The 24,930-nt window shown below is 54.3% G+C and carries 20 protein-coding genes and 1 tRNA gene; 11 read left to right on the top strand and 10 right to left on the bottom strand.

The genetic code is table 11. The features are described from left to right. The first annotated feature begins 134 nt into the window (after positions 1 to 134). The 3 genes from SYN8016DRAFT_RS10810 (at position 135) to SYN8016DRAFT_RS10820 (ending at position 4,836) form a co-directional block, all read left to right on the top strand. Positions 135 to 3,608, top strand: a complete 3,474-nt coding sequence (locus tag SYN8016DRAFT_RS10810) for a TM0106 family RecB-like putative nuclease (RefSeq protein WP_006854449.1) — start codon at positions 135 to 137, stop codon at positions 3,606 to 3,608. Positions 3,609 to 3,855: 247 nt separating this feature from the next. Then, positions 3,856 to 4,065, top strand: a complete 210-nt coding sequence (locus SYN8016DRAFT_RS10815) for a hypothetical protein (RefSeq protein ID WP_006854450.1) — start codon at positions 3,856 to 3,858, stop codon at positions 4,063 to 4,065. Positions 4,066 to 4,398: 333 nt separating this feature from the next. Then, positions 4,399 to 4,836, top strand: coding sequence for a hypothetical protein (locus tag SYN8016DRAFT_RS10820; RefSeq protein ID WP_006854452.1), 438 nt, complete (start codon positions 4,399 to 4,401; stop codon positions 4,834 to 4,836). A gap of 453 nt (positions 4,837 to 5,289) precedes the next feature. Here SYN8016DRAFT_RS10820 and SYN8016DRAFT_RS10825 read toward each other — a convergent pair whose 3' ends face one another. From SYN8016DRAFT_RS10825 to SYN8016DRAFT_RS10840, 4 genes are all read right to left on the bottom strand, one after another. Beyond that, positions 5,290 to 7,347 (bottom strand): tetratricopeptide repeat protein, encoded by a 2,058-nt coding sequence (locus tag SYN8016DRAFT_RS10825; protein ID WP_159098326.1) that lies wholly within the window; start codon positions 7,345 to 7,347, stop codon positions 5,290 to 5,292. 144 nt (positions 7,348 to 7,491) lie between these two features. Then, the gene (rmuC, locus tag SYN8016DRAFT_RS10830) at positions 7,492 to 8,931 is read right to left on the bottom strand and encodes a DNA recombination protein RmuC (RefSeq protein WP_038014515.1); all 1,440 of its coding nucleotides are present in this window, start codon (positions 8,929 to 8,931) and stop codon (positions 7,492 to 7,494) included. Between the two features lie 117 nt (positions 8,932 to 9,048). Further along, a complete protein-coding gene (locus SYN8016DRAFT_RS10835; RefSeq protein ID WP_006854456.1) occupies positions 9,049 to 9,636 on the bottom strand; it encodes a hypothetical protein in 588 nt (195 codons plus the stop codon). A 608-nt stretch (positions 9,637 to 10,244) separates the two neighbouring features. Beyond that, positions 10,245 to 11,312, bottom strand: a complete 1,068-nt coding sequence (locus SYN8016DRAFT_RS10840) for a tyrosine-type recombinase/integrase (RefSeq protein WP_006854457.1) — start codon at positions 11,310 to 11,312, stop codon at positions 10,245 to 10,247. Positions 11,313 to 11,966: 654 nt separating this feature from the next. Here SYN8016DRAFT_RS10840 and SYN8016DRAFT_RS10845 point away from each other — a divergent pair. After that, entirely contained in the window at positions 11,967 to 13,121 is a 1,155-nt protein-coding gene (locus SYN8016DRAFT_RS10845; protein WP_006854458.1) for a class I SAM-dependent RNA methyltransferase, read from the top strand. 10 nt (positions 13,122 to 13,131) lie between these two features. On the opposite strand, the gene SYN8016DRAFT_RS10850 is transcribed toward SYN8016DRAFT_RS10845, so the two are convergent. Together SYN8016DRAFT_RS10850 and SYN8016DRAFT_RS10855 are read right to left on the bottom strand one after the other, a co-directional pair. After that, positions 13,132 to 13,530: a phage holin family protein gene (locus SYN8016DRAFT_RS10850; protein WP_006854459.1), complete on the bottom strand. Its 399-nt coding sequence runs from the start codon at positions 13,528 to 13,530 to the stop codon at positions 13,132 to 13,134. Beyond that, positions 13,527 to 13,955, bottom strand: coding sequence for a hypothetical protein (locus tag SYN8016DRAFT_RS10855; protein WP_006854461.1), 429 nt, complete (start codon positions 13,953 to 13,955; stop codon positions 13,527 to 13,529). The genes SYN8016DRAFT_RS10850 and SYN8016DRAFT_RS10855 overlap by 4 nt, the downstream gene beginning before the upstream one ends. 45 nt (positions 13,956 to 14,000) lie before the next feature. Here SYN8016DRAFT_RS10855 and SYN8016DRAFT_RS10860 point away from each other — a divergent pair, with 45 nt between their 5' ends. The 3 genes from SYN8016DRAFT_RS10860 to SYN8016DRAFT_RS10870 all read left to right on the top strand — a co-directional run bounded on the left by SYN8016DRAFT_RS10860 (position 14,001) and on the right by SYN8016DRAFT_RS10870 (position 19,315). After that, complete coding sequence (locus SYN8016DRAFT_RS10860; protein ID WP_006854462.1) at positions 14,001 to 14,423, top strand: hypothetical protein; 423 nt, start codon at positions 14,001 to 14,003, stop codon at positions 14,421 to 14,423. 104 nt (positions 14,424 to 14,527) lie between these two features. Then, positions 14,528 to 18,085, top strand: a complete 3,558-nt coding sequence (smc, locus tag SYN8016DRAFT_RS10865; protein ID WP_006854463.1) for a chromosome segregation protein SMC — start codon at positions 14,528 to 14,530, stop codon at positions 18,083 to 18,085. A 60-nt stretch (positions 18,086 to 18,145) separates the two neighbouring features. Further along, the gene (locus tag SYN8016DRAFT_RS10870) at positions 18,146 to 19,315 is read left to right on the top strand and encodes a PRC-barrel domain-containing protein (protein WP_038014524.1); all 1,170 of its coding nucleotides are present in this window, start codon (positions 18,146 to 18,148) and stop codon (positions 19,313 to 19,315) included. 26 nt (positions 19,316 to 19,341) lie between these two features. Here SYN8016DRAFT_RS10870 and msrB read toward each other — a convergent pair whose 3' ends face one another. The 3 genes from msrB to SYN8016DRAFT_RS10885 all read right to left on the bottom strand — a co-directional run bounded on the left by msrB (position 19,342) and on the right by SYN8016DRAFT_RS10885 (position 21,191). Next, complete coding sequence (gene msrB / locus SYN8016DRAFT_RS10875) at positions 19,342 to 19,767, bottom strand: peptide-methionine (R)-S-oxide reductase MsrB (RefSeq protein WP_006854465.1); 426 nt, start codon at positions 19,765 to 19,767, stop codon at positions 19,342 to 19,344. 27 nt (positions 19,768 to 19,794) lie between these two features. Next, complete coding sequence (locus SYN8016DRAFT_RS10880) at positions 19,795 to 21,081, bottom strand: hypothetical protein (protein ID WP_006854466.1); 1,287 nt, start codon at positions 21,079 to 21,081, stop codon at positions 19,795 to 19,797. 28 nt (positions 21,082 to 21,109) lie between these two features. Beyond that, a tRNA-Leu gene (locus SYN8016DRAFT_RS10885) sits at positions 21,110 to 21,191 on the bottom strand. Between the two features lie 101 nt (positions 21,192 to 21,292). Between SYN8016DRAFT_RS10885 and accC the strand changes: the two genes are divergently transcribed. Beyond that, a complete protein-coding gene (gene accC / locus SYN8016DRAFT_RS10890; protein ID WP_006854467.1) occupies positions 21,293 to 22,636 on the top strand; it encodes an acetyl-CoA carboxylase biotin carboxylase subunit in 1,344 nt (447 codons plus the stop codon). Between the two features lie 65 nt (positions 22,637 to 22,701). On the opposite strand, the gene SYN8016DRAFT_RS10895 is transcribed toward accC, so the two are convergent. Next, positions 22,702 to 23,034, bottom strand: a complete 333-nt coding sequence (locus SYN8016DRAFT_RS10895; protein WP_006854468.1) for a YggT family protein — start codon at positions 23,032 to 23,034, stop codon at positions 22,702 to 22,704. A gap of 100 nt (positions 23,035 to 23,134) precedes the next feature. Between SYN8016DRAFT_RS10895 and psbX the strand changes: the two genes are divergently transcribed. The 3 genes from psbX (at position 23,135) to SYN8016DRAFT_RS10910 (ending at position 24,878) form a co-directional block, all read left to right on the top strand. Then, complete coding sequence (psbX, locus tag SYN8016DRAFT_RS10900) at positions 23,135 to 23,257, top strand: photosystem II reaction center X protein (RefSeq protein ID WP_011620364.1); 123 nt, start codon at positions 23,135 to 23,137, stop codon at positions 23,255 to 23,257. 80 nt (positions 23,258 to 23,337) lie between these two features. Continuing rightward, entirely contained in the window at positions 23,338 to 24,327 is a 990-nt protein-coding gene (locus SYN8016DRAFT_RS10905) for a Ycf66 family protein (protein WP_006854470.1), read from the top strand. A gap of 23 nt (positions 24,328 to 24,350) precedes the next feature. Next, positions 24,351 to 24,878: a hypothetical protein gene (locus SYN8016DRAFT_RS10910; protein WP_006854471.1), complete on the top strand. Its 528-nt coding sequence runs from the start codon at positions 24,351 to 24,353 to the stop codon at positions 24,876 to 24,878. The last annotated feature ends 52 nt before the right edge of the window (positions 24,879 to 24,930 follow it).

The raw sequence follows: 24,930 nt of genomic DNA on the forward strand, positions 1-24,930 counted from the left end.
GCCGGCCGCGGATGATCTCCATATTCTGGACACAGCGACAGGCGAACAGCTTTCAGCCTCAAGTTTTGCTGCGGGTGCAATCTGCTGATAGCTCAGTTAAATATCTATGAACCTGATATGCCTCAGCCATATCAATGCGCCTGATCACTCCTAGCCAGCTGTCGCTGTTTTCGATCAGCCCGGTGATCGGGGCGTGGTGGCAGGAGCTGGAAGCTCGCAAACTATTTGAAGGCAACAAACCAGCGGTAAGCGAGCTTGACCAGCAGCTGTTTGCCGATGGCTTGCGTCATGAGGAGGTGTTGCTCGAGAAGCTGGAGAAGGAGGGGCATCGCATCGCTCGTTTGCCTGGCAAGCAAACGGAAGCTGATTACACCGCCACGAAGCAAGCGATGGCTGAGGGGTATGACTTCATCCATCAAGCCTCGCTTTGTGATGGTGGAATGCGTGGCAGCGCCGATCTGCTCAGGAAGATTGAGGAGCCGTCAGCGCTGGGTGAGTGGAGCTACATCCCTATTGAATGCAAGCTCGCCAGCAAACCAAAAACTACTTTCCTGGTTCAGGCTTCTGCCTACTGCGAACTGCTAATCCCGCTTTTAGGTAGTCGGCCGGATCAGTTCGATCTGTATCTGGGTGGCGGCAGGTTTCAGCGATACAACACTGATCAGTTCTGGGCCTGGTATCAGCATCTACGCCAACGCTTCTCAGCTTTTCAGGAACGTTTTGACCCCAGCCAAGCGCCTGAGGATGCACCTGGTGACCACAGCAACTGGACAGCGTTTATTGAGGAACGGCTAGAGCAGCAGCGCGATTTAATCCTGGTGGCGGGGATGCGCCAAAGCCATCGCCAGAAGCTGCGCGCAAAAGGCATCACCACGATCGAGGAGTTGGCTGCTCTACCCGCCGGGTGCAGCGTGAAAGGACTTTCTGGTGAGGCGTTGCATGAGTTGCGCCAACAAGCTGAACTGCAGCTCACTCCAGTAGGTGCTGATGGCCGTCCGGCTTATCGACTGCGACCTGCCATCACTGGCAAAGGACTGAGTGCCTTGCCTGCGGCTGATCCCGGCGACATCTGGTTTGACATGGAGGGGATCCAAGATTCGGTGGCTGGCACCAAGCTCGAATATCTGTTCGGAGCTTGTTATCGCGATACGCCTGATACCCATCCAGTGTTCAAGGCTTGGTGGGCCCACACCCCAGAGGAAGAAAAAGCCGCCTTTGCTGCTTGGGTGGATTGGGTAGAAGACCGGCGCAGGAGCCATCCCGGCCTGCACGTCTATCACTACGCGGCCTATGAAAAAACAGCGATGCGACGGCTGGCGCAGCAACACGCCACTCGGGAACTAGAGATCGACAACTGGCTGCGCAACGGTTTGCTGGTGGATCTGTTGCCGGTGGTGACTAGTTCGATCGTGCTGGGTGAGCCCAGCTACTCGATCAAGAAGGTGGAGCACCTTTATATGGAGCAGCGTGAGGCAGGGGTCACTAACGCCGGAGATTCGGTGGTTGCCTATCTGCACTGGCAGCTCTCTGACGAACCGGAGGTTCCTGGCGAGGCTCCTACCTACAGCTCAAAGCTGAAAGCGATTGAGGACTACAACCGGGAGGATTGCGAAAGCACTGCGTTTTTGCACGACTGGCTGCGCCAGCGCAAAGCGGAACTGGGTCTGCCGGAATACCCACTGCAGCAGTTAAGTGAAGACGAGCAGGAGCTACGGGAGCCGCAACCGCTGGAGCTGCTTAGCCAACAACTCCTCGATGAGATTCCTGATCCACTTACTGATGACAATGCGATCGGACCGCTTGGCTTGAGCTGGAAAGCCCAAAAGCTTCTCGCTCAATTGCTGCCCTTCCACCACCGGGAGGCAAAGGTGGGCTGGTGGGCCTATTTCGATCGCAGGAGCAAAGCTGAACTTAGCCCCGACGAGCTGATCGACGACGGAGAAGCAATCGCAGAAGTTAAGTGGGTAGGGATGGAAGAGCGGCCCAGCGCCAGGACAGGCGCAGACATTCATCACTTCCGTTTTGACCCCAGCCAGCCACTGAAACTGCATGCCGGTAATGGCGACGGACGGCTCACCGTGGAGCTACCAGCCACCCGCCTGAAGCTGGATGTCGATGCCCTCGATAGCAAGCAGGGCAGCGTGAGCTTGAAGTTGCCTTGGAGGAAACGCGATCAACGCCTCGCCAATGGAGAAGGAGAGGGCATCCCTAAGGAGCCAACCTCAATCATCAGAGTCCCGGCGGACATCAGTAAACCGTTGCGAGAACGGCTGGAAGAGCAGGCGATGGAGTGGGTCCACGAGAACAAACCAATTCCCAAAGCAATCGTGCAGCTGCTTGAACGGAAGCCGCTTAAAGAACTCAATGAACTGAACGCAGTGATTGCTGGAGATCCCAATGCTGTAGCGGGTGCACTGGCGAGTTACCTGCAGGAGCATTCCGGCATCAGCCTGGCGCTGCAGGGTCCACCGGGCACCGGCAAAACCACTGTCACTGGTCAGGTGATTGCCCAACTGGTTGCAGTAGGCCAGCGGGTAGCGATCAGCTCGAATAGCCATCCGGCGATCAACAACCTGCTCAGGAAAGCTAAAAGCACATGCACTGCAGCAGGCGCATCGAGCGAGGTGGTGAAGTGCAGCAATGCCAAGGAGGATCCACTGGCGGCTGAAGGCTTTTCTGTAGTGAGGCCAGACCAGCTCACAGAAGAGATGGCAGTAGTAGGTGGCACCACCTGGATGTTCTGCAAAGAAGAACTTGATGATCAGTTCGATCTGTTGGTGGTGGACGAGGCGGGACAGATGTCGCTCGCCAATCTTCTGGTGATGGCTCGCTGCGCTCGCTCGATCCTGCTGGTGGGCGATCAACAGCAACTAGCTCAGCCATCTCAAGCCGATCATCCTGGCGACTCAGGTCAAAGCTGCCTTGAGTATTGGATGGAAGGCGCATCTGTGGTGCCGTCTGATCGCGGCGTGTTTCTAGGCACTAGCTGGCGTATGGAACCCAGCCTCACGGCAATGGTGAGTGAGCTGTTTTACGAGGGCAGGCTCAAGGCCAATCCTGGAAATTGCGCAAACCGCATCGAATGGGCCAAACCATGCCAAAGCAAAGCGGGATTACTGCTACCTGAGCAGGGCCTTGTTTTTGAAGCAGTGGACCACAGCGGTAATAGCGTCTGCAGCGAGGAAGAAATCAATCGCATCGAAGAGCTGGTGGATGCCCTGCTGGGGGGCCACTACCAACACGCCAAAGCAGGAGAACTAGATGAAGGCCCGCTGACTGCCAACCAGATCTTGGTGACAGCGCCATACAACGTGCAGGTGAACCGGCTGAAGCAACGGCTCAATGGTCGTGCTCGGGTTGGCACGGTGGATAAGTTCCAGGGTCAGGAGGCTCCGGTTGCCATTCATTCGCTTACGGCAAGCAGCGGTGATGAGGCACCCAGAGGGCTGAGTTTTTTATTGGAGCCAAATCGATTGAACGTGGCAATCAGTAGGGCTCAGTGCCTGTCGATTGTGGTGGGCTCCTCCAACCTGGCCAGTGGCATCGCAAACACGGTGGCGGAAGCCGAGCAGATAAATCGGTTATGCAGGCTTCAATCGCACCAATGATCAAGTAATAAATGAAGTAAAAGAGCCTCTCGTATAACCCAATTAATAGAGGACGATTTATGAAGGCTGCGATGCCCATGAAAACTTCCACGCCTTGACTGATAACGTATGGATCACCTGGGACACTCCCTGCAGCATGAAAGCTGATAAAAGATCACTGTTCACAGTGCTCAACACATAAATAGTCGAATGAGGTTGCGACAAGGAGAGTGAAGCCTTAGTCTGCTGGGGTTGTATAGAAAAATGTATGAACTACAGCAAAGAATTGCTTATTAAGTGCTTGACAAATGAGTATGAGCACTTGCTCCATGACAGCGAAGAGCCATTAGACATGACTATCGAAGAGCGCAGAGAATGGTTCAATACTCTCTCTGTTGAGCAGCTCATTGAAGAGACAGGTTGGGACGATGAAGAAGACCTAAAAGAGTTTATCGAAAATTGGAAGGGTGAGGAATAGAGAGGACTAGGTTATGAGTTCATATACATAAACTCATCAAGAGGATGGAAACGAATGGGGGATGATAATTTTCACGTTTCCATAGAAGGAATTTACAAGGATGATAAATCGATTAAGTCTCTCTATGTTGAATTGCTAAATGACGATCCTGACTTTGACTTCTGAAAAGCGAAGGAACACAAAGGCTTAAACTCTACTTTTGGAACGCTATATCCTGGTGTAGAATATCTACCTTCTTCGCATCTTACGTGCAGATGGATACTCTGAGGGCTAACGGATAACGATTCTGTGAGATTGGTCTTAACATCTCACTCACTTCACCAAGAGAAGAAGATGAGCAGTAGAAAGCAGATTGGGAGATACCTGAGCTACAAAATGGCCTTTGACAGGCTTGAAGAATCCCTATCTGAAGGATGGTTGCTAGAGGCTTTGGCGATCGAAGAAAGCATAATTTCAGATAGGTTAATGTCAATACTGAAATCACGAAACATTAAACCAAACGCCAGACAAAGTCTCAGAGGAATGATTGAGCAAGTAAAGAAATTACTTACAAATACTGGCAATCTGTCAAATGATGACATCTTCAAGGAGCTAGACGATTGGCGTCATCAAAGGAACGAATGCATTCACAGCCTCTGCAAGCCAAACGATGAATCGCAATCAGAGCGATCCACAGAGTTGTTTAATGAGAAGCTTTGGCATACCTCTAGAAAAGGATATATATTGGCAGAGCTTACTAGGGATCTAGCAAATCAAATAAAAAGATCTTGATAGATCAAAAATTCTCGCGATAACTTCAGAAGGATGTACTTAGATTGTCAAGTTCAACTCTCCCTTTTTTTATTGCATTTAGATCAATAGAGGGGCACTGTATTGCCTTCTTGAGAGCCAAGAATCAAATTCTTCTCTCGCAATAACGATTCCTTTATTGAATTACTCTTGATTTGGTAGTTCATCTCCAGACCACCAACAATAAATCTGTTTCAAAAAACAACCATGTTGATCTATCTCTGCAATTTCAAAGTCGAAGTCTTCATCATCTCTGCCCATGAACTTTATTTCTGACCAAACTCCTTTTTCTCTACAAATAAATCGAGTTGCATTTTAGATACTTCCGAGCTTGCTGAAAATTATCGAAAATCTTAAGTGTGTGACTTGATAATCCGTCATAATAAATGACTGCATAGCATTTAGATGCTTTGTGCCTAACTTTGATATGGGTGATTAATTGACAAGCGTTGTACTACCATCTTCGTTCTTTAGATATTTCATCTCTGCATACATTGTTCTATCGAGCCAGGTCTCCATGTATTCACTTAAAGGGTGATTGAGTTTTGGGTTTTCATTTTCAATAACAGATGTTTCTTGCATCAGCTCTTCCCATGACATGGATGCTGCATTTAATTTGAAATCTTCCAGGGAAGTTTCATCAGATTGAGTACCCCCATCTCCGAAGCAGAGATACGCATAGTCATTGATGACAGCCTGACGAAGCTGTTCGATGGTGTATTCGGTATTGATTACACGTTCCTTAGGGTCTTCTTTCGTAGTTGCTACTCGCCCATGGTTTCCCCACTGGTTCAAAAATTGCCTTGTATCTCCCGAGTAGTCCCTATGAATCTCGTTAGCCAATTGATCATCCGACATCGTATCAAGTTCATTGCGATAATCTTGTATGAGGACCTGTGCATCTTTTCCTGCATCTTTACTAATCCAATCCTGTTTCCTGGAGAGAGCGTCAATAATCTCTTCTCTCCTATATGGCCCATTACCATAATCAGTAAAACATTGATTGGTAGAAGATAAAATATTAAATGCTTTCACTTCGAAAAAATCAGATTCTTCTGCTGAGGTAACTAAGTCTATATTTGTTGAAGCAATAGTCCAAAGCATCGTCTGACGTATTACATAGATCTCGTCAAACATTTTTTGCTGCTCAAGACCAGACTGAATTTCCAAAAATCTTAAATAATTTTCTCCATTGTCCCTTTCTTCTCTTGAGCCACAATCAGTTAAATTAAGGAGCTTATTGCAGTAAATCGAACACCCGTAGACGATATATTCCTCGATCTCATTGGCTCTTTCGGACTGCTTTTTGATCTCTTCGTCATTTAACACTTCATGAAGACGGGTATCGGTATCGGCAAAAATTTTATATAGAAAATACTCACCAAAGGCTTCGTTGTCGTCATTCATTTTACCATTCATATTGATAGACATGCAGGCATAAGTTAGATTCCTTAGACGGAAAAGAAAGTATGAATCGTGATATTTAAAGGAGATCTTTAATTGATTGAAGTATTCAGTGATGAGTTCGCTTCGAAGCCCAGAAAACTCTTCTACTACTTGCGTTTGTCCGCCGTCATCGCGCAGCATCTCAATATACTTCTCATACCGGAAGATGTAAGCGGCATTTCTGCATAGCAATGCCTGAGCAATTCTCCACTCTTCAAGGTTGTCTGTTGGTTTTAGCAAGTCAATTGAAGGTTCTTTTTTCTTTAGTTTTTGCTGAATATGTAAGATATGCTTTTCGACCTCTTCATCTGTTGTGCTATTTAACTTGTAGGTATTTAGGTCCTCTAAAGCACTTTCGTAATCCAATAAAAATAGACTAAGTAAGCCTCTTAGCCTGTAAGCTTCCCAAAAGTTAGCATCAATATGTAATATATTTGAATATTCCTCGGCCGCCTTCTTGTACTCCTCGAGTCGAGAGTAAGTAATGCCTAAATAGCTTCTGGCCTGCAGATCATTAGGGTTTAAATCAATGGCAGCTTGCAAGTCAGACTTGGCACTGATATGATCATCGATAGTAGATTCAAGAACAGCTCTTGAGACGTGCGATTGTTGACTTAATTCTTTGTATTCATCCATTGCAATAGATTTGCTGTAGTCCTCTATTGCATCAGAAGTCTGTTTTATTTTTTCGTTTGTCCTCCCTCTCTCAAAGTAAGCACGCTGAGTTGGTCTTGTTTTCAATGACTGATCAAAAAAGGTAATGGCTCTCGGGAAATTCCCAAGTTCATAGCAACAACAACCCATTCTTAAAAGAATACTCTCCACATTGATATGAGATAAATGTTCGGGATAATCATCTAAGGCTGAGAAGAAAAGCGCTAACGATTCTTGAAAATTACCCTTTTGAAACTCTTCCTCTCCTTCCTCTATATGACTTAGAAATAATGATTGGGACGTGGATGGATTGCAATGCTCACTATCCCGTTCGGGATTTATGCGGCGAAAAGCCTTGTAGATAATGTCAGCAGAAAAATACAGGCCGATCACGAGCCCGCAAATGCGGATCCATGACGGTCCTTTCGTCAAAAGAGCATTCGCCTGCAGAGCAATTATGAATAGAAAGAATGATAACCATGCATAGTCACTCCACTTAAGACGCTTTATGAAAATGGATATAGGTGATTTCATTGCTTACTCTCCAGATTGAATTTCTCTGACGACGCTATCTATACCATCACCAATCGTTGTTTCACTGTTCTGACCCGCAAGCTCAGCAAATCGTCTCCCCTGCGGTAACAAGCGACTCTGCGCAGAGCCAACTGCCTCGTTATAGCTCTTGTTGAGTCTTGCCAAATTGCTTCCTACAGCGTTGAACTTGTCGACAAACATCAAGAACCGCTTATGCAGCTCAACAGCATTGTTCTGGATCTCCTCAATATTTGCCGCTATTTCACCTTGCTGAATTGTCATCGATAAGCCCTTGAGAATCGCGAGGAGACTTGTTGGGAAAGTCAGGATGATCTTCTTGCTAAACGCGTACTCCAGAAGGTCAGGATCGCGTTCCAATGCCATTGATAGGGCTCCTTCAACAGGAATGAACAGAACGACTCCGTCAACGACCTGTCCCAAGGAACTCAGCTTTCCTGCGTAATCCTTCTTACTAAGGAGATCAATATGACTACGGACTTTTTTGAGGTGCTCCTTTAAGGCTGCCTCACGCTGTGTTTCGTCTGTGGCCTGCAAGGCATCCAGATAACTCTCGATCGGTGCCTTGGAATCCACGATGAGCCTGCGCGAACCAGGAATAGTGATCACGCAGTCCGGGCGATAGGCACCTTCATCTGTATCGACATGCACTTGCTCGTCGAAATCGCAGTAGCTGATCAGACCAACGAACTCCAAGATTCTGTGAAGGTTCACCTCTCCCCATCGGCCCTTCACGTTGGGGGAACGCAAAGCAGATGTGAGCTGCTGAGCTGCGCCTTTAACGTCTTCGCTGCGTTGACGCAGATCCATGGTGGTCTGGGCCAATGCCCCAAGCTTCTCTACTGACTCCTTCTGTAAGACCTGCATCTGCTGCCGCAGCTGCTCCATTTGTTTGGCAAAAGGCTCACTAACGCTTTCTTTGGTGGATTTGAGCAAGGCGTCCCTAGAGCCATCAAGCATCTGACCACTAAGGGAGCGAAATTGGGTCAGTAGATCAGCCCGAGCTTGCTCCAGAAATTGAGTTTGAGTCTCTTGCGAACGGAGCTTCTCAGCTATCTCTGCCGCCTGCTTGCTGAGGGTCTCTTTCTCTGACCTGATCTGCTCAAGGACGTTAGTTGTCGTGGACTGCGAAGACTTCAGCTCATCTCGCTCGCGGCTGACTGCCTCAAGCTGTGTACGGCTGACAGCAGCAACCTCTTTGGCTTCTTGCAGCTGCAACTGCTGTTGTTTGAACTCCGCGTTCTGTGCCTCAAGCTGATCCCCAAACTTGCCCAACCCCTCATTGGCTTGCCCTAGGCGCTCTTCTAGACGCCCTAAGTCGCCAGTGCCACCTGCGGGCCTAGAACGCCCAAACATCTTGCTGAGGATGAAACCAACGATCACGCCGGTTAAGACACCCGTGATGAAGAGGAGAACTGCTGGCAACGACTTTTGGATTAGATCACGCGCGACTCATAACCCGAACCAACTGAAATAAGCAAACGCTTGCAAAGAATGCATAGGGTCGGTTAGTAGTATTTGCAATTAAGCCATATGTCCTGATTAAACCTGGGAGTAATAAGCATTTTCTTCGGGCTCATCGTAAAGTTCAACAGGAAAGTCATTGAAATAAGCTTCAAAAGTCTTACTCCAAACTTCTCCCCATGGAGTCATTGTTGTTGACTCATAGTCTTCCTTAGTCTTCCGATAAGCAATGACGTCATCAATTAGAATCTCGTGGGTGTAGCTTGCGGATTCGTTGTCCAACTCTTCTTTCATTTCTTCCAATTCATCATCATCCATTTTGGTTGCAACTTCATCTAATCCGTATTTCTCAACCATCTCCGAGGTTAAGTAGAACCTGTGCATATGCTCGTCAAAATCATAAAATATCCCATCATCATTCTCTACGAACTCAGTACCGCGATCCACTTCTTGTTGATGTGAAACTGCTATGCAAACTTCAACATAGGCATGGTTGTCCTTACCCCAATTCCAGGCAGGTGTTTGAATTTGTGCTGTTTTGCCGTTCGATCTCCATCTCTGAGCTTCCTCCTTGGCTAATTCAACAGATGGAAACCACTTCCAGTCGCCGTCTTGATTGAATACTTCAAACCAAGTGCTAAGTCCTTGTGGTGGCAGTTCAGTCATTTGATTAGTAGTTCAAGAGAATTGTGTTTTTGATACTTAAACTTTAGCGGAAGCATCGCTATCTCCATACTCCTCAAATGATCAGATACATTCCGGAGCAAAATGATCAGGCTGTTGCTGCCACATCAGTGCAGTTTGGCGAAATGGCCCATTGGGTTGATACCCACTCACTCGAAAGGATGAGTCAAGGCATAAAAAAAGAAGGCGACTAAGCCTTCTTCGGGGGGTGTGAGGAGCCAAACCTTGTGAGGAGTTGGCCAATCCCATGATGATGAGGCGCCTGCAGAACAGTCAATCAACTGATACGGAGGGACTTGCTCAGTCGTATTTCTGAGGCATTATTCACGTGTGAGGAGGGCTTCTTCACGGAGTGGAAACTAGGCAACACGCCCAACGAGAAGCCGAGAAACCCTGCCTTTGGCGGGGTTTTCTTTTATCTGCGCATAAAAAAGGAGCGGTTTCTCACTCCGCTCCCATGCCGTGTGTCTTGCGTGAGCAGCCTTCACTGCTATAGCAATCATGAGTTAGCGCAAGGAACATGTTTGTCACGCTACATACAAAGTCGAAAATTGCTTGAGGCAGGCTGTTATCAACTATTGAGTGTGCTGTTATCCGAGTCTCAATGAACTGCTGTCTTTTGGGTTTGCCGCAACGTAATGAGCAGTCGTTCCAGATGAACTGTGTCCGAGTGTTGCTTGAAGCGTGAAGACATCGACACCTCTCCTGATTGCATGTGTCGCGTGGGTATGGCGGCACCGGTGCGGATAAAGCCGTACTCCGGCTTCGCTTCCCCATTTCGCCATGCGAGCAGCAACTGCCTGACGGGTCAATGGGCCATCTCTCCTATCGGAGGGGAACAGCCAGCCCTCAGGCTCGCCGCGGCCCAACGACTCGAATAACTCCAGCGTTGCGGAGCTGACCCGAATAGCGCGGGGCTTATTGCCCTTGCCCAAGAGCTGAATGTTCCCGCCCTCCTCCAAACGCTCAATGTCCTGCCAACAGAGACGGCACAATTCAGAGACGCGACACCCCAACAAATACGACCCACGCACCATCACGTAGTCACGCGCCGCGATAGCTGAACCCTTTAACTTCTTGGCACTAATTACATCAAGAACTGATGTCAGATCAGACTCAGATAGCGGCTTGGCCAGCTTTGGTGCCGACATTCCTGTTCTTCGGGGGATTGGGTTCCGCGGCACTCCTGACACAGCTGATCTCGTAGGTTCAGCGGCCCAGCGATAGAGCGCGCTGACGGCACTGATCCGTCGATTAAAAGAACGCGGCATCAGCTCGCCTGCATCAACTTGTTCCCGCAGCTGGGACACCCAGTCCTGAACAAGCGCAGGGTCCAACTCCCTCAGGTGCAGGTGGGGATGGTGCTGATCCCTCCAGCCTGTGAAATGCCTCAGCTCTCGCCTATAACCATCTTTGGTTTCCTGAGATCCAGTGCGACTGCACTGATCAAGGAATCGTTTTAGGAGGAGATTGTCCCCCCAAAGGACAGCGCCAGCATGAGCGGCATCAAAGAGCCGACTGACGTATGCCAAAGCCTCCGCCTTATCCAGCCCCAAGAACACCGCAGGAAGCTTGTCGGAAGATTTGTCGGAAACCGCTTTACTGGCTTCTGGCGTAACTACCAGATCATCTGCAGCAGTAACAATTGAAGGGGGCATTCCACCCCCACGAGTCACTTGGGTGATAAGGCTGACTTCACCCCATCTCCCTTAAAAGGGTCAGGCAGCAACAGGGGCTGCTTGACGGGAGAAACGTACGATGTTGTTCGCAGTTACGGGATTTGCTCTTACCGAGCAGGCTTCAGTAACCCTCCTTATGCCCCGTCGAAACCATTGCAGCCCCGAAGGGAGAATGGAGCTGAGCGGAATCGAACCGCTGTCCGAAACACCGGTGTGGACCACCTAGTCCGTTCAAGAACGGACCTCATCATTCTGGCATCAAGACCGAAAGATGCCTCGCCTCTCGAAGAGCAAAAAACATCAGTGCCTTTGCGACGCCCCTAGGACGCAGCAAGCAAGCAGGGAAGACATTCGGAAAAACCAAATATTGATACCAACCAAAAGCCAGATTTCAGATACCCACTCCATGCAGTTTTCTTGCTATTCAAAAAGGCAAAAATGATCAATAAACCATCAACAAGAGCATTATCTTGACAGATACATTTAAAAACAAAACAGGAGCTTTTCTGCAAATTCGCCACCGCTTTTGTCAAGGCGATCGCATGTCCCGGAGGCTCTCTGGGCTTACAACCAAGACAAGAGACTTAGGCTCAGATACCGTGTCAATCAGTAGGCATAAATCGAGACGTAGTAGTGAACAGAAAGCAAGCAAAATCTGAGCGCATTAAAGGTGTCTCCGTGCTACCTCAAGGATTGGAAGAAGCTGGAGTCACTGAGCTTCTTGCCTTAGGAGCGAAAGCGGTGAAACCACTGCGTAGGGCCGTCTCATTCGAGGCAGATATGGCTTGCCTGTATCGGCTTCATTTGCAATGCCGTCTGCCTTTTCGATTGCTGCGGGAAGTAGCCCGATTCCCATGTGATGGACGCGAGTCGCTGTATTCAGGGGTGCAGGAAGGACTGAACTGGGAACGCTGGCTGCATCCCTCGATGAGTTTTCGGGTGGATGTCACTGGGACAGCTCCCGGCCTTAATCACAGCCACTACTCCGCACTGCAAATCAAGAACGCGATCGTTGATCGACAACGCGACATCTGGGGACAACGGTCTTCGATCGATCTCGATGAACCTGATGTTTGCCTGCACGTGCATCTCGATCGAGAGGGTGGCGTGCTGAGTCTCGATGGATCAGGCGGCAGTCTCCACCGCCGCGGCTATCGCGCCGAAATGGGGGATGCTCCCCTCAAAGAGAATCTCGCCGCTGGCTTGATCCGCCTGAGTGGATGGACAGGAACCACTCCGCTCGTGGATCCCCTCTGTGGCTCGGGAACGTTGCTCATCGAAGCGGCGTCACTGGCTGCAGGGCATGCCCCTGGCCTCAACCGCAGCTTTGCCCTCGAAGGTTGGGCTGATTTTGATGACGACCTCTGGAGAGAGGAGAAAGAACGCGCGCTCAAGCGCCAAGAGCAGGGCCAATTCCAACCCCTCATCATTGGCTGCGAACAGGATCCATCGATTGCCAAACAGGCTCGCAACAACGTTGAGGCCGCTGGTCTTTCCCACTTGATCTCCATTCAAACGGGAGATTTCCGAGATCTCCAGCTCCCCGAAGGACCAGGAACGATCGTTTGCAATCCTCCTTATGGATTACGCATCGGAGCCGGTCAGGATCTTGAAGCGCTGTACGGCGATCTCGGTGCCATGGTGAAAAGCCAAGCCTCAGGATGGGATTTCTGGCTGCTTAGCGGCAATGCTGGAGTCACGGGAGCCCTGCGGATGAGAGCGTCCCGACGGATCCCGATCAACAACGGAGGCATCGACTGCCGCTGGTTGCATTACCAAGTGCGTTGACCCCAATCGATCAACGTCCCATCACGGCGCGGGTGGTTTTGGACAACCCTTCGAGGGTCTGCGGCAAATAAGGCCCCTTGGCCAGCTGTCCTCCAATCCGCAAGCTCGCACCCGCAACCACCACATTCAAGAACGCAAGGGTGAGCAAAGACTGCGGCAACGTCCAACTGAAAGCGGTCAAGGACCAGACCACAAAAGCCGTTTCAACAGCCACGAGAGCCAAGAGCATCAAGGTTCCGCCCATGGCCAAAAACACACCCCCGCCAATCAGGCGGCGCTTCTCTCGACCAACTTCCTGCAGAGCAATACGGACATGCAGGTCCATCACCGAAGCGGCTAGCGAGGTCACTCGACCCGCCGCCCCGAGACCTCTTGGGCGGCTCTCCTGAGATCCAGGTAGTTCACTCATGAGGAACGACGACCTCCAGTGAGCAGGGCACCGACAAGAAGGCCAACCCCAGCAGCGATGGCGATGGCCAGCAGCGGCCGCTCTCGCACAGGGCGCTCAATCTTGGGTCGCAAGGTGGCATTGAGATCATCAAGCAGATGTTCGAGTTGCTCCTCCAAGGGCTCAAGGGTGTCCGCAAAACTGCGCACGCTCTCCCCGGGGTGATGCATCAAATCTTCCAGCTGCAGCTGCACGGTTTGCACCGCTCGATCGCTTTGGGAAGCAATCAATTGCACAACCTCATCAAAACTGCCCCGGGTGGCATCTAAGGCTTGATGCGTCACCTCGGGCCAACGGCGCTGGATTTCAGGAACGAGAGACTCAAAATGATCCCGAAACCGTTGCGCAAAATCCTTGTCTTCCTCTTGGGATGGAGCTGAGTCCATGGGTAGGGGTAACGCCTTTTTCAGACTAGAGATGGTGTCTAGAAGATGACACCCATCTCAGCGCAACTGTCTCGATACCTATTCCTAGAGCACACGAATGCTCCAGATGATCCGGCATGCAGGCATGTGGATTTACTGCTTGAAGATGGCGAAAGCTGCCGCACCTGGCGTCTGCGCAGTGTTCCCCTTCCCAATGGCCCCAGCCTCAAAGCCACCCCATTGCCAAGGCACCGACTGATCTGGCTGGAGCGAACATCAGCGGCCGTGTCTGGAGGGCGCGGCTGGGGACGGCGCATTGTGGGGGGCACTTTCCAGGGGGTCTTACCCGACAACCCGAAGGCGCTGATCAGGGTTGAGCTCCGCGGCACTGCCGCCCTTCGCTTTCCAGACCCCTTGATCCTCGAACTAGCCGATGGCGAATGCCGGCTGCATTCATCAGCAGATCAAAGACCGGCGCCAAGCCCTTGAGCTTTTCAGAAGCTTCGCTAGTTTTGATTTGCTGACAGCTGTGTCACCTGTTGGTCCATATCAATCAGGTCGGACTAACTCACTTCAAGTCCTTCGGTGGGGCGATGACCATCCCCCTCGAGACCGGGTTCACTGTGGTGACCGGTCCCAATGGGTCTGGAAAGAGCAATATTCTCGATGGCGTTCTTTTTTGCCTAGGCCTGGCCAACAGCCGGGGCATGCGTGCTGATCGCTTACCCGATCTTGTTAACAGCGGCATGCTCAAGGCAGGCAAGTCAGCTGAGACCACCGTCAGCGTGCGTTTTGATCTGAGCGACTGGCAGCCAGATGCCGCGGAGGAGGGGATTGAACCCCCTGAAGACGGTCCCTGGATTCAAGCTGATGCCAATGAGTGGACGGTCACGCGCAAGCTGCGCGTGATGCCGGGGGGGTCTTACAGCAGCACCTACAGCTCAGACGGGGAACCGTGCAACCTGCAGCAGCTGCAAACCCAGCTGCGCCGATTGCGCATCGATCCTGAAGGCAGCAATGTCGTGATGCAAGGCGACGTGACGCGGATTGTCTCGATGAGCAATCGGGACCGCCGCGGCCTCATCGACGAGCTGGCAGGTGTCGCGCTCTTCGACACCCGCATTGAACAGAGCCGCCGAAAGCTCGACGACGTGCAAGAGCGGCAAGATCGCTGCCGCATCGTTGAACAAGAACTCCTAACCGCCCGCCAACGCCTGGAAAAGGACTGTGCAAAAGCACGGGCCTATCAAGACCTACGCGATCAAGTGCAACGTGGCAGGCAGCAGGAGCTTGTGCTGGCCTTCGAAGCCGCTGAAGCGGAGCTGAAGCAGCTCAAAACCCGCCAACACCAACTCAGCGAGCAGGAGATCCGCGACAGCGCCGCCATCAAGGAGAAGGAAACAACCTTGTCTGAGCAGGCCACACGCCTCCAAACCCTTCAGGAGAGCGTTAAGGCCTTAGGCGAAGACCAACTGCTCAGCGTGCAGGCGGAATTGGCCGGTCTCGATCCTCAGAACCGCGCTCTCGAACGTCAAGCCACGCAACATCAGCAGGAAGGCGAACGCTTACAAGGACTGCGACAGACCCTCACCAGCCGCCGACAGCAACTTCAAGCAGACAGCGAAGGGCTCAAGCAAGCCAACAACCCAGAGGTGCTTCAGGCAGCAGAGCAAGCCTGCCGCGATGCCGAAGCTGCTGTTGAAATCTCGCGCAGGCGCCTCGGCGATGTCGCCGGGCGATCAGGAGCCTGGCTGGATGAGCAACGCCAACGGGCCGCACGCCGCTCAGACTTACAAACCACGCTCACGCCTCTTCAGGAGGAACAACAGCAACTCCAAGAGCGTTTGCGTCTGGACGAAGCGCGTCAATCCGAGCTGCAGCTGGAACGGGACGAAGCCGGTGCCGAAGACCGTGAAGTTCAAGACCAGCTGGAAGCCCTGGAACAAGAGTGGCAAACGCTTCTGGAAAGCCTGCGCAGCGGCAAAGAACAGCTCCAAGAACGCGCTGAAGCTGTTGCGATCCAACAACGCACCCGCACAAGGCTGGAAGAGGAACAGACCCGCCTGGAACGGGAAATCGCCCGATTAGAAAGCCGACGGGAAGCTCTGCAGGAAACAAGGGGGACGGGGGCCTTGCGCCTCTTGCTGGAAGCGGGACTGGATGGAATCCATGGAGCCGTTGCTCAACTAGGCGAAGTGGAAGATCGCCATCGCCTAGCCCTCGAGGTCGCGGCTGGAGCACGCATGGCCCAGGTGGTTGTCGACGACGACCGGATTGCAGCCCGTGCCATCGATTTGCTGAAGAGCCGGCGGGCGGGCCGTTTGACGTTTTTACCTCTCAACAAAATTCGATCCCAAGCCGCTGGCGGTAGCGGTGGCTCAGCGATGGCCCGTGGCCGCCGACCGGATGGAGACCAGGGCGCCGGCCTGATCGCGCGAGCTGTGGAATTAATCCGCTATGAGCCGATCTATAGCGACGTGTTCGGGTACGTCTTTGGCGACACACAGGTGTTCAGCGACCTAGGCAGTGCTCGGCAACAAATCGGGCGTTTCCGCGCCGTCACCCTCGAAGGCGAACTGCTCGAAAAAAGTGGCGCGATGACCGGCGGCAGCTTCAGCCAGCGCAGCGGTGGGCTGAGTTTCGGGGTGAGCAGTGACAGCGACGAAGCCGAACCGCTTCGGCAGCGGCTGCTCGAGCTTGGCGAAACCCTGGTGGCTTGCAGGCGAGAAGAAAGCCGACTGCTTCAAGCGCTCGAGCAAGAACGACCACGGCTGCGTCAGCTGGAACAAAGGCAAGCGGCCCTGGATGCGGAGAGAACTGCAGCCAAGCGAGCCCATGGACCCCTGCTGGAGCGTTGCCGCCAACGCAGCGAGCGTCTCAACAGCCTTCAAGCCAACCGCACGCAACAGGAACAGCGACTTCTCGTTCTCAAAACCACCATCAGTCCTCTGCTCGAGGAACTCGAGAGAATTTCCACTGAGGAGCGAAAGGTTCAAGCCGAAGCGGATGCCGGGAACTGGCAACAACTCCAAGCCGAACTTGAACAGTCGGACAACGCCTTGGAGCTGGCCCGCCGCCATCGCGATGATCGCCTCCAGCATCAGCGTGAACGCGAATTGGCACAAACCCGCATCGCTGACCAACAACAGGCGATCGAAGAGGAAGAAAGCAGTCTCCAACGCGCCGTTACAGCACTCGCTGAAGCCCATCAACGCTGGCGTGATGAACAGAAGGAGTTGCAGGAACGTCGCCAGGCTTTGGAAAGCCAGCAACAAATCCTCCAAACCAAATTTGGGGAGGAGCGTCGCGCTCGGGATGCGGCAGAAGCGTCCTTGGCCGAGCTGCGTCAGAACCTCCAGCAAGCCCGCTGGGAACTCGAACGGTTGCAGGAGGAGCGTCAAGCGATTCAAGAGCAACTGCGCAGCGGTGGAATCCGCCTAGAGGAGCTCAAGCCCACACTGCCCAACCCCCTTCCTGAAATCCCAGAAGAGATCCGCGATGCCGGCCTTGAGGCCCTGCAGGAACAGCTGCAGCAACTTCTGAAACGGATGGAAGCCCTCGAACCGGTCAACATGCTGGCCCTCGAAGAGCTAACAGCACTGGAAGAACGGCTGGGGGACCTGGGCGAACGCCTCGACGTGCTCAGCCAGGAGCGCGAAGAACTGCTGTTGAGGATCGAAACGGTGGCCACCCTCCGGCAAGAGGCGTTTATGGAAGCCTTTCAAGCCGTCGATGGGCATTTCTCAGAGATCTTTGCAAGCCTGTCCGAGGGCGATGGCAAGCTGCAGCTGGACAATCCGGATGATCCCCTCGAGGGAGGGCTCACCCTGGTCGCTCATCCGAAAGGCAAGGCTGTACGCCGCTTGGCGGCCATGTCCGGTGGGGAGAAGTCACTGACCGCACTCAGTTTTCTGTTTGCACTGCAACGCTTCCGCCCCTCACCCTTCTATGCCCTCGATGAAGTGGACAGCTTCCTCGATGGCGTGAATGTGGAACGGCTTGCGGCCTTGATTGCCCGTCAAGCCGAAGAAGCCCAGTTCCTTGTCGTCAGCCACAGGCGACCGATGATTGGCGCCTCACAGCGCACCATCGGTGTGACCCAGGCCCGTGGCGCTCACACCCAGGTTGTGGGATTACCCGATGCAGCCTGAACAGCGAGCTCCCTGGTCTTGCGTCAAAATGAGTCGAATTGCTCTGGCTGAGGCCTGCATTTGAGCTCGTCCCCGTCCCCCAACGACCCACTGGCAACCGTCCCCAGCGACAGGCTTTGGCTTCGGTCGGAATTAATGGGGACCCAAGTGATCACCAGAGATTCCGGCAGACGCTTGGGCGTTGTTGGTGAAGTGGTTGTGGATATCGACCGTCGCGAAGTGGTCGCCCTCGGGTTGAGAGACAACCCGCTCACCCGGTTCTTACCGGGACTGCCCCGTTGGATGCCCCTTGATCGCATACGGCAGGTGGGCGATGTGATCCTGGTTGACTCCGCAGACTCCCTCAGTGAGGGCTTTTCCCCGGACCGATACAGCCGGGTGATCAATTGCCAGGTGATCACAGAATCGGGTCAAACGCTCGGCCGCGTGTTGGGCTTCTCCTTCGACATCGAGACGGGCGAACTCACCACGCTTGTGATGGGAGCCGTTGGCGTTCCTCTCCTGGGGGAAGGCGTGCTCAGCACCTGGGAAATCCCTGTCGATGAAATCGTTAGCAGTGGCGCCGACCGAATCATTGTGTACGAGGGCGCCGAAGACAAACTCAAGCAATTGAGCAGCGGTGTTCTGGAAAAACTGGGCGTTGGAGGGCCGAGCTGGGAGGAACAGGAGCGGGAGCGTTACAGAGTGAACATCGTCCCCGTTGAAAACCAGCTCAGCTCAGGACAAGCCGTCGAGGAGGCACCCAGAATGCTGGAGGCCTCCGACTCACAACGCTTCGAAACCGAACGCGAACTCGAGTACGTCGAACTCGAAGATCGCCGCAGTGAGAACACGCGGGAGCGTCGCTATCTGGATGAAGCGCCGATGCAGGAGCGTGACAGCTCCTATCGAGAGCCCTATCGCCAATCCGAGAGCTACAACGAGACGCCGTCGTATCGCGAGCCCGAACCCTTCAAAGAACCGGAGGCCTACAGCGAGGACCGCAGATTCCGTGAGCCGGAGCCAGAGCGTTTTCGTGAACCCGAGCCCTTCCAGGACCAAGACCGCTACCAAGAGCCCCAGCGCGCCGCTGCACCGCAGCAACTGGATGCTGCCCCACGCTTGGAACAGAGGCCAAGACCGGCCTCCCGTCGCCCGATCGAACGCCCAGGCGAACCCCTCGATGTGGAACCGATCGAAGCTCGTTCTCCCCAAGAACCGGAGAGCCAACCCCTCGATGATCCCTGGTAAAGCCAGGGATCAAGCCACGCCTCAACTCAACTGCTGGCTTTCTTTTTGAAGTCGAGGGAAGCGCTGTTCGTGCAGTAGCGCTGACCGGTGGGTGCGGGTCCATCGTTGAACACATGCCCTAGATGGGCATCACAACGCGCACAGAGAATCTCTGTTCGCATCATCCCGTGGCTGCGATCTTCATGGGTGCGAATCGCCCCCTGGGTCACACCATTCCAGAAGCTTGGCCAGCCGGTACCCGATTCAAATTTTGTGCTGGAGCTAAACAGAGGCGCATCACAGCAGACGCAGTGATACATGCCGTCTTCCTTGTGATCCCAATAGGCACCAGTAAACGCCGCTTCGGTGCCGCCCTGACGCGCCACTTGAAACTGGGTTGGGCTGAGTTGCTGCCTCCATTCCTCAGGAGTGCGTTCCACCCGATCTCCACCGGCTACTGCCTCACCCGTCATGACTCAAACATTTGACTGGCGGGGACGCTAGTCGGAAAGAGCCAATGGCAAGAGTCCCTGAACCTCCTCAGCAAGTGCCCTAACCGCCCCAGGTTCACCGCGAAGGCCACGCAAGTCATCGCGTTGACCCTGCAGCCTGTTCGGTGACGCAAGCCAGGACTCAGCCTCAAGGGCAATTTGCTCAGGCGTGATCGGTCCCACCCGTTCAGGAACCACCATGCGACCAGCACTGATGTTGGGCCAAGCCATCAATCCATGGTTCCGGAGACGCCAAGCGCTGAGCAACAAGCCGATCAGACGCCGGAGGCCTGGCAGACGGGCTAAAAGCCCGAGCCATCCATCCCAAGCCTGCATCACCCCCAGATGCTGCGTAGGCACCAACACGATCATGGGCACACCAAGAGCGCCAAGTTCAGCCGTGTTCGCTCCCACTGTGGTGAGCGCCAGCTTGCACTGACTCAGAGCCCCATGAGCTGGAGGGCTTTCCTGCAGGTAAATCTCTGTGCCATGACGCGTCAGCAACCGCCTCAAACCCTCGCCGGCGCGGGCCGGTTCAATTGCGGCGACAGCGCTGTTGTACGAGGCCGCAATCGGATTCGAGCGACTCGCATAACGTTCCAAGTCTCCGATGGTGGTCGTGGGTGCCACCGGCAACAAAAAACGACAGCCAGGGCGTTGAGCCGCCAACCGGTCTGCGGTTTCCAGCAAAAAAGGAACACCCACACTGAGTTTTGCCGGTTTCGAACCAGGCAACAAAGCCACCCACTCACCCGATGGAAGAGGGGCCTCCTCTCTGGCATGGCTGGAAAGATCCGCCATTAAATCGCCCACGACGCGGCAGCGCGAGCGGAAGCGACTGGGCAGCTGATCCCTCACCGCTGGTGCCATGGCTGCAATGCGATCGTTCCAACGCGGCCAACGCGCCACCCACTCCGCGTAAGTGATGTGGCGATAACCAAGCCGAGCTGATAACAACACACTCCAAAATTGATCCCCGCCCAAAAAGACCACCACGCCGCGATCAGGCCATACCCCAAACCGAGATGGCCTCAACAGCAGCAACCAAAATTGCCGGGCCAGAGTGATGCGATCAAACAAATGCCAACGGGAGGCCGCGGAGGCTTCCGTCCCGGTGGCATTGGGACAGGGAACCAAAACCAGCCGCAAACTCAATAACGACCCAGGAGCTCTGGGGCGCATCAAGAGGCGGCGATGCAGCTGCTCTGCAAGGGGACGAACCCAGGTTGTGAGTTCACCAGGGCCGTTGGAGACGAACACCACAGCCAGGGTTTGGTCCTTGGTGTGTGACGTCACTCAGTGCCGTTGGGACTGTGAAAAATGATGCGGATGGCGAGACTTGAACTCGCAAGGCCGAAGCCACACGCTCCTTAGACGTGCGTGTCTACCAATTCCACCACATCCGCGTGGCGACGTTTCCCAAGGGGCTCGTCGATGGATGAGTATACCGACAGGCCTGAAAAGGCCTAACCGCTGATACGATCCGCGCTGGCTCGGATGCTGCGGAATGCCCATCGGCAAGGTGCTGATCGCCAACCGCGGCGAGATTGCCCTAAGAATCCTGAGGAGTTGCCGTGAACTCGGCATCAGCACGGTTGCGGTGTACAGCACCGTGGATCGTTCTGCACTGCACGTTCAACTCGCTGACGAGGCGGTCTGCGTCGGAGAAGGTCCGAGCAACAAGAGCTACCTCAACATCCCCAACATTCTTGCGGCAGCCACCTCCCGCGGGGTGGATGCGATTCACCCCGGCTATGGGTTTTTGGCGGAAAACGACCGCTTCGCTGAGATGTGCCGTGATCACGGCATCACGTTTATCGGTCCGTCTCCCCATGCCATCCGATCGATGGGGGACAAGTCGACGGCAAAAGCCACCATGCAGGCTGTGGGCGTTCCAACGGTGCCTGGCAGCGAAGGCCTCCTACCCACCCCAGAGGCCGCCGCTGAGCTCGCTGCTGCCATGGGCTATCCCGTGATGATCAAGGCCACCGCGGGCGGCGGCGGCCGTGGCATGCGGCTCGTGCCCAGTCCTGATCAGTTGGTCAAGCTCTACGAAGCGGCGCAGGGGGAGGCCGATGCAGCGTTTGGAAATCCAGGGCTGTACATGGAGAAATTCATCGACCGGCCCCGTCACGTCGAAGTCCAAATCCTGGCGGACCGTCACGGCAACGTGGTCCATCTCGGTGAACGGGACTGCTCGATCCAACGACGTCATCAGAAACTTCTCGAAGAAGCGCCAAGCCCGGCCCTGGACCCTGAGCTGCGTCGTCGCATGGGAGATGCAGCGGTCGCGGCGGCGCGCAGCATCAATTACGAGGGCGCCGGAACGGTGGAATTCCTCCTGGACCGAAGTGGTGGGTTTTATTTCATGGAAATGAACACCCGCATCCAGGTGGAGCATCCCGTGACGGAAATGGTTACGGGTATCGACCTGATTGCTGAGCAGCTACGCATCGCCGGCGGGGAGCCGATCAGCGTCCGGCAAGAAGATATCCAGATGAATGGGCATGCGATCGAATGCCGAATCAATGCCGAAGATGCCCAACACAACTTCAGACCAGCCCCAGGACGGATCACGGGTTGGTTACCGCCTGGAGGCCCTGGAGTCCGCGTCGATAGCCACGTGTACACCGGCTACGACATCCCCCCCTTCTATGACTCCCTGATCGGCAAGCTGATCATCTGGGCGCCCAATCGCCCTGCAGCCCTCGAACGCATGAAGCGAGCTCTCAACGAGTGCGCCATCACCGGCATTCCAACAACGGTGGACTTCCACCTGCGCATGCTCGACCGCCCTGAATTCCAAAGGGGCGACGTGCACACCAAGTTCGTTGAAGAGGAGATGCTCTAAGCGGGAGCAAAGGGGTTGCCAACGGCGCTCCCACCATGGATTAAGGCCGTGATTAGGGCAGTGATTCAGGCCGTGATTTGGGCGAGGGACTGGGCGCGGAGCAGCACCAAGGAGAGCAATCCTTGCTGCCCAACCAAGAGTTCGCGCAGCAAGCTGAGCAGCCCAACCCAGATCACGGGAGTGACATCCACGCCCCCGATGGGAGAGACAACTCGGCGGGTCACCCCCAAGATCGACTCTGTGGGCCAGGCCACAAGTGGCCAAAAGCCCTTGGATAGATCCACCTGCGGATACCAAGTGAGCACGATGCGCGCCAGGAATGTGAGGGTCCATGCGGCCAACAGCAAACCCAGTGCCAAGTTGAGAAGAGGGAGGATGGCGACAAGCGTTGGCGTCACAAAGCCCTAAGCATTGGAGATCTCATCGTAGAAACTTGACCTTGATCCCTAAGATCGCAGCCAATCAGGCCTCGCTAAACGCATTCGGTCCTAATTCCTTATGACGCCCTCCCTCTCCAATTTTCTGACCAGCCTCGTTGCTGGTGTCGCGATCGTTGTGATCCCTGCTTCTATCGGGCTCTTTTTCCTCAGCCAAACCGATCAGGTTGATCGCAAACTTTGAAGACCCTTTCACGCTCCGTAGACTGGGCTCACTAGACCCGAGCTTCGGTTCCACGCAGGTCGTTATCAGAGAGCTTCACTGTGGTTAATGCCAGTCTGAATTGGGCCAGCATTGTTGGGATTGTGCTGGCTGTAGGTGGAGCACTGCTCTACTTCATGCGCAGTTTCAAGCCCGCTCTCGCTCGTGATTACGACGTGTTCTTCGCGGCGATCGGCCTTCTCTGCGGTGGAATTCTTTTCTTCCAGGGCTGGAGACTCGACCCAATCCTCCAGTTTGGACAGTTCCTGTTGGCGGGAACCACGGTGTTTTTTGCCTACGAGAGCGTTCGTCTTCGGGGGATTTCAGCGGAACAGGCAAGGCGCTCGGCCTATTTCGATGACGAGCCCGAAACCGCAAGCCCCGCTGGAGGTTTGCGGGGTGGTTACGACGATCCCTACGAACGATTCGACGAACCCCAGCCGATACGACGCCGGTTTGGTGGCCAAGGCCCGGATGAAGACGAGAGGCCTGAACAAGATTTCTACCGCCCCCGTCGGACCTCCAGAGCTGCGATCCCAGAGCAGGCCGCGAGTCGGAGCCGTCAGCGGCCCGATCCCCCCTCCGATTGGTCAGACAGCAGCGAACGGGAGAGGCGCATGGCCCGATTTGGTCGTGGCGACGACTCTGCACCGAGTGGTCCAAGCTTTGGAGATCGCCGCAGCCAACGCCAGGATCAACGCCGAGGCTCTCGGCCAACTCCCGTCGCTTCGTCCAGGCCTGAACCCTCATCACGCGCCTCTGCTGGGGAGGCTGGCCTCAACCAGCGCACGACAGGATCAGCTGGCCGATCAGCGACTGGATCAGCACGCAGCGGCTTAGACGGACAACCTGGCATCCCCCAAGGCACACCGCTGCGTCGAGAACCCGAAGATGCCGCTTACTCCCCAAGCCCGCGGCAACCCTCTTCCAAACCCCCGGTGAGCAGACGCAACCCAGCCCCTGAAAACGGGCCTGCAACGTCTAGGGACACCAATCGCACCCCTCCCCGCAGTTCCCGCCCCAGGGATAACAACTCCCGCTTCGACGACTGATCAGTCTGAGCATTCACTCCGGTATGACTCGACGCCTCCTCCTCGTGCTGCTCGCACTGGGAGTTGCTGCCTGTGAAGGTCGCTCGACCCGAGCACCATCTGGCCTGCTGGAGCCACAACAACAAGACCCTGCCCTCAGCGGTGATGGGCGGTTGTTAGCCGTGATCGAAGACCAAAACGGCAGACCGACCGTCCAATTACGCAACGTGCAAGGTGGGGGTTCGTTGCGTTTACGCCACCTCTCTCGTCATCAGCCCCATAGCTCGCCGTCCTTGAGCTGGAACGGCCGTTATTTGGCCGTCATTACCCAACGCGGCAACCACAGGCTGGTCTTGATTGAAGATCGCCTCAATGGCAAAGCCCACCCCCTGCGCTTGCCCTCCGGGCGAGATCCCGTGCAAGTCAGCCTTGCTCCTGATGCCCGCAAGCTCGCCATTCAAACCGCAGACCAGGGACGTTGGCGTGTTGAAGTGATCGATCTGAGTGGCTTGCTGGAGCCCGACGGGCCTGGAGGCCAGCGACGCACGACGCCGAACGAGTCAAACCGATGAGACAGCGATTCCTGCCATCGGCCTTCCTGCTCTGTTTCCTCGTTTTGGGCTG

This window comes from Synechococcus sp. WH 8016 (assembly GCF_000230675.1).
Lineage (GTDB): Bacteria > Cyanobacteriota > Cyanobacteriia > PCC-6307 > Cyanobiaceae > Synechococcus_C.

Excerpts from the sequence above, each read along its gene's own strand:
- SYN8016DRAFT_RS10810 (WP_006854449.1), top strand. The coding sequence starts at position 135 with ATGCGCCTGATCACTCCTAGCCAGCTGTCGCTGTTTTCGATCAGCCCG.
- SYN8016DRAFT_RS10815 (WP_006854450.1), top strand. The coding sequence starts at position 3,856 with ATGAACTACAGCAAAGAATTGCTTATTAAGTGCTTGACAAATGAGTAT.
- SYN8016DRAFT_RS10820 (WP_006854452.1), top strand. The coding sequence starts at position 4,399 with ATGAGCAGTAGAAAGCAGATTGGGAGATACCTGAGCTACAAAATGGCC.
- SYN8016DRAFT_RS10835 (WP_006854456.1), bottom strand. The coding sequence starts at position 9,636 with ATGACTGAACTGCCACCACAAGGACTTAGCACTTGGTTTGAAGTATTC.
- SYN8016DRAFT_RS10840 (WP_006854457.1), bottom strand. The coding sequence starts at position 11,312 with ATGCCCCCTTCAATTGTTACTGCTGCAGATGATCTGGTAGTTACGCCA.
- SYN8016DRAFT_RS10850 (WP_006854459.1), bottom strand. The coding sequence starts at position 13,530 with ATGAGTGAACTACCTGGATCTCAGGAGAGCCGCCCAAGAGGTCTCGGG.
- SYN8016DRAFT_RS10855 (WP_006854461.1), bottom strand. The coding sequence starts at position 13,955 with ATGGACTCAGCTCCATCCCAAGAGGAAGACAAGGATTTTGCGCAACGG.
- SYN8016DRAFT_RS10860 (WP_006854462.1), top strand. The coding sequence starts at position 14,001 with ATGACACCCATCTCAGCGCAACTGTCTCGATACCTATTCCTAGAGCAC.
- smc (WP_006854463.1), top strand. The coding sequence starts at position 14,528 with ATGACCATCCCCCTCGAGACCGGGTTCACTGTGGTGACCGGTCCCAAT.
- msrB (WP_006854465.1), bottom strand. The coding sequence starts at position 19,767 with ATGACGGGTGAGGCAGTAGCCGGTGGAGATCGGGTGGAACGCACTCCT.
- accC (WP_006854467.1), top strand. The coding sequence starts at position 21,293 with ATGCCCATCGGCAAGGTGCTGATCGCCAACCGCGGCGAGATTGCCCTA.
- psbX (WP_011620364.1), top strand. The coding sequence starts at position 23,135 with ATGACGCCCTCCCTCTCCAATTTTCTGACCAGCCTCGTTGCTGGTGTC.
- SYN8016DRAFT_RS10910 (WP_006854471.1), top strand. The coding sequence starts at position 24,351 with ATGACTCGACGCCTCCTCCTCGTGCTGCTCGCACTGGGAGTTGCTGCC.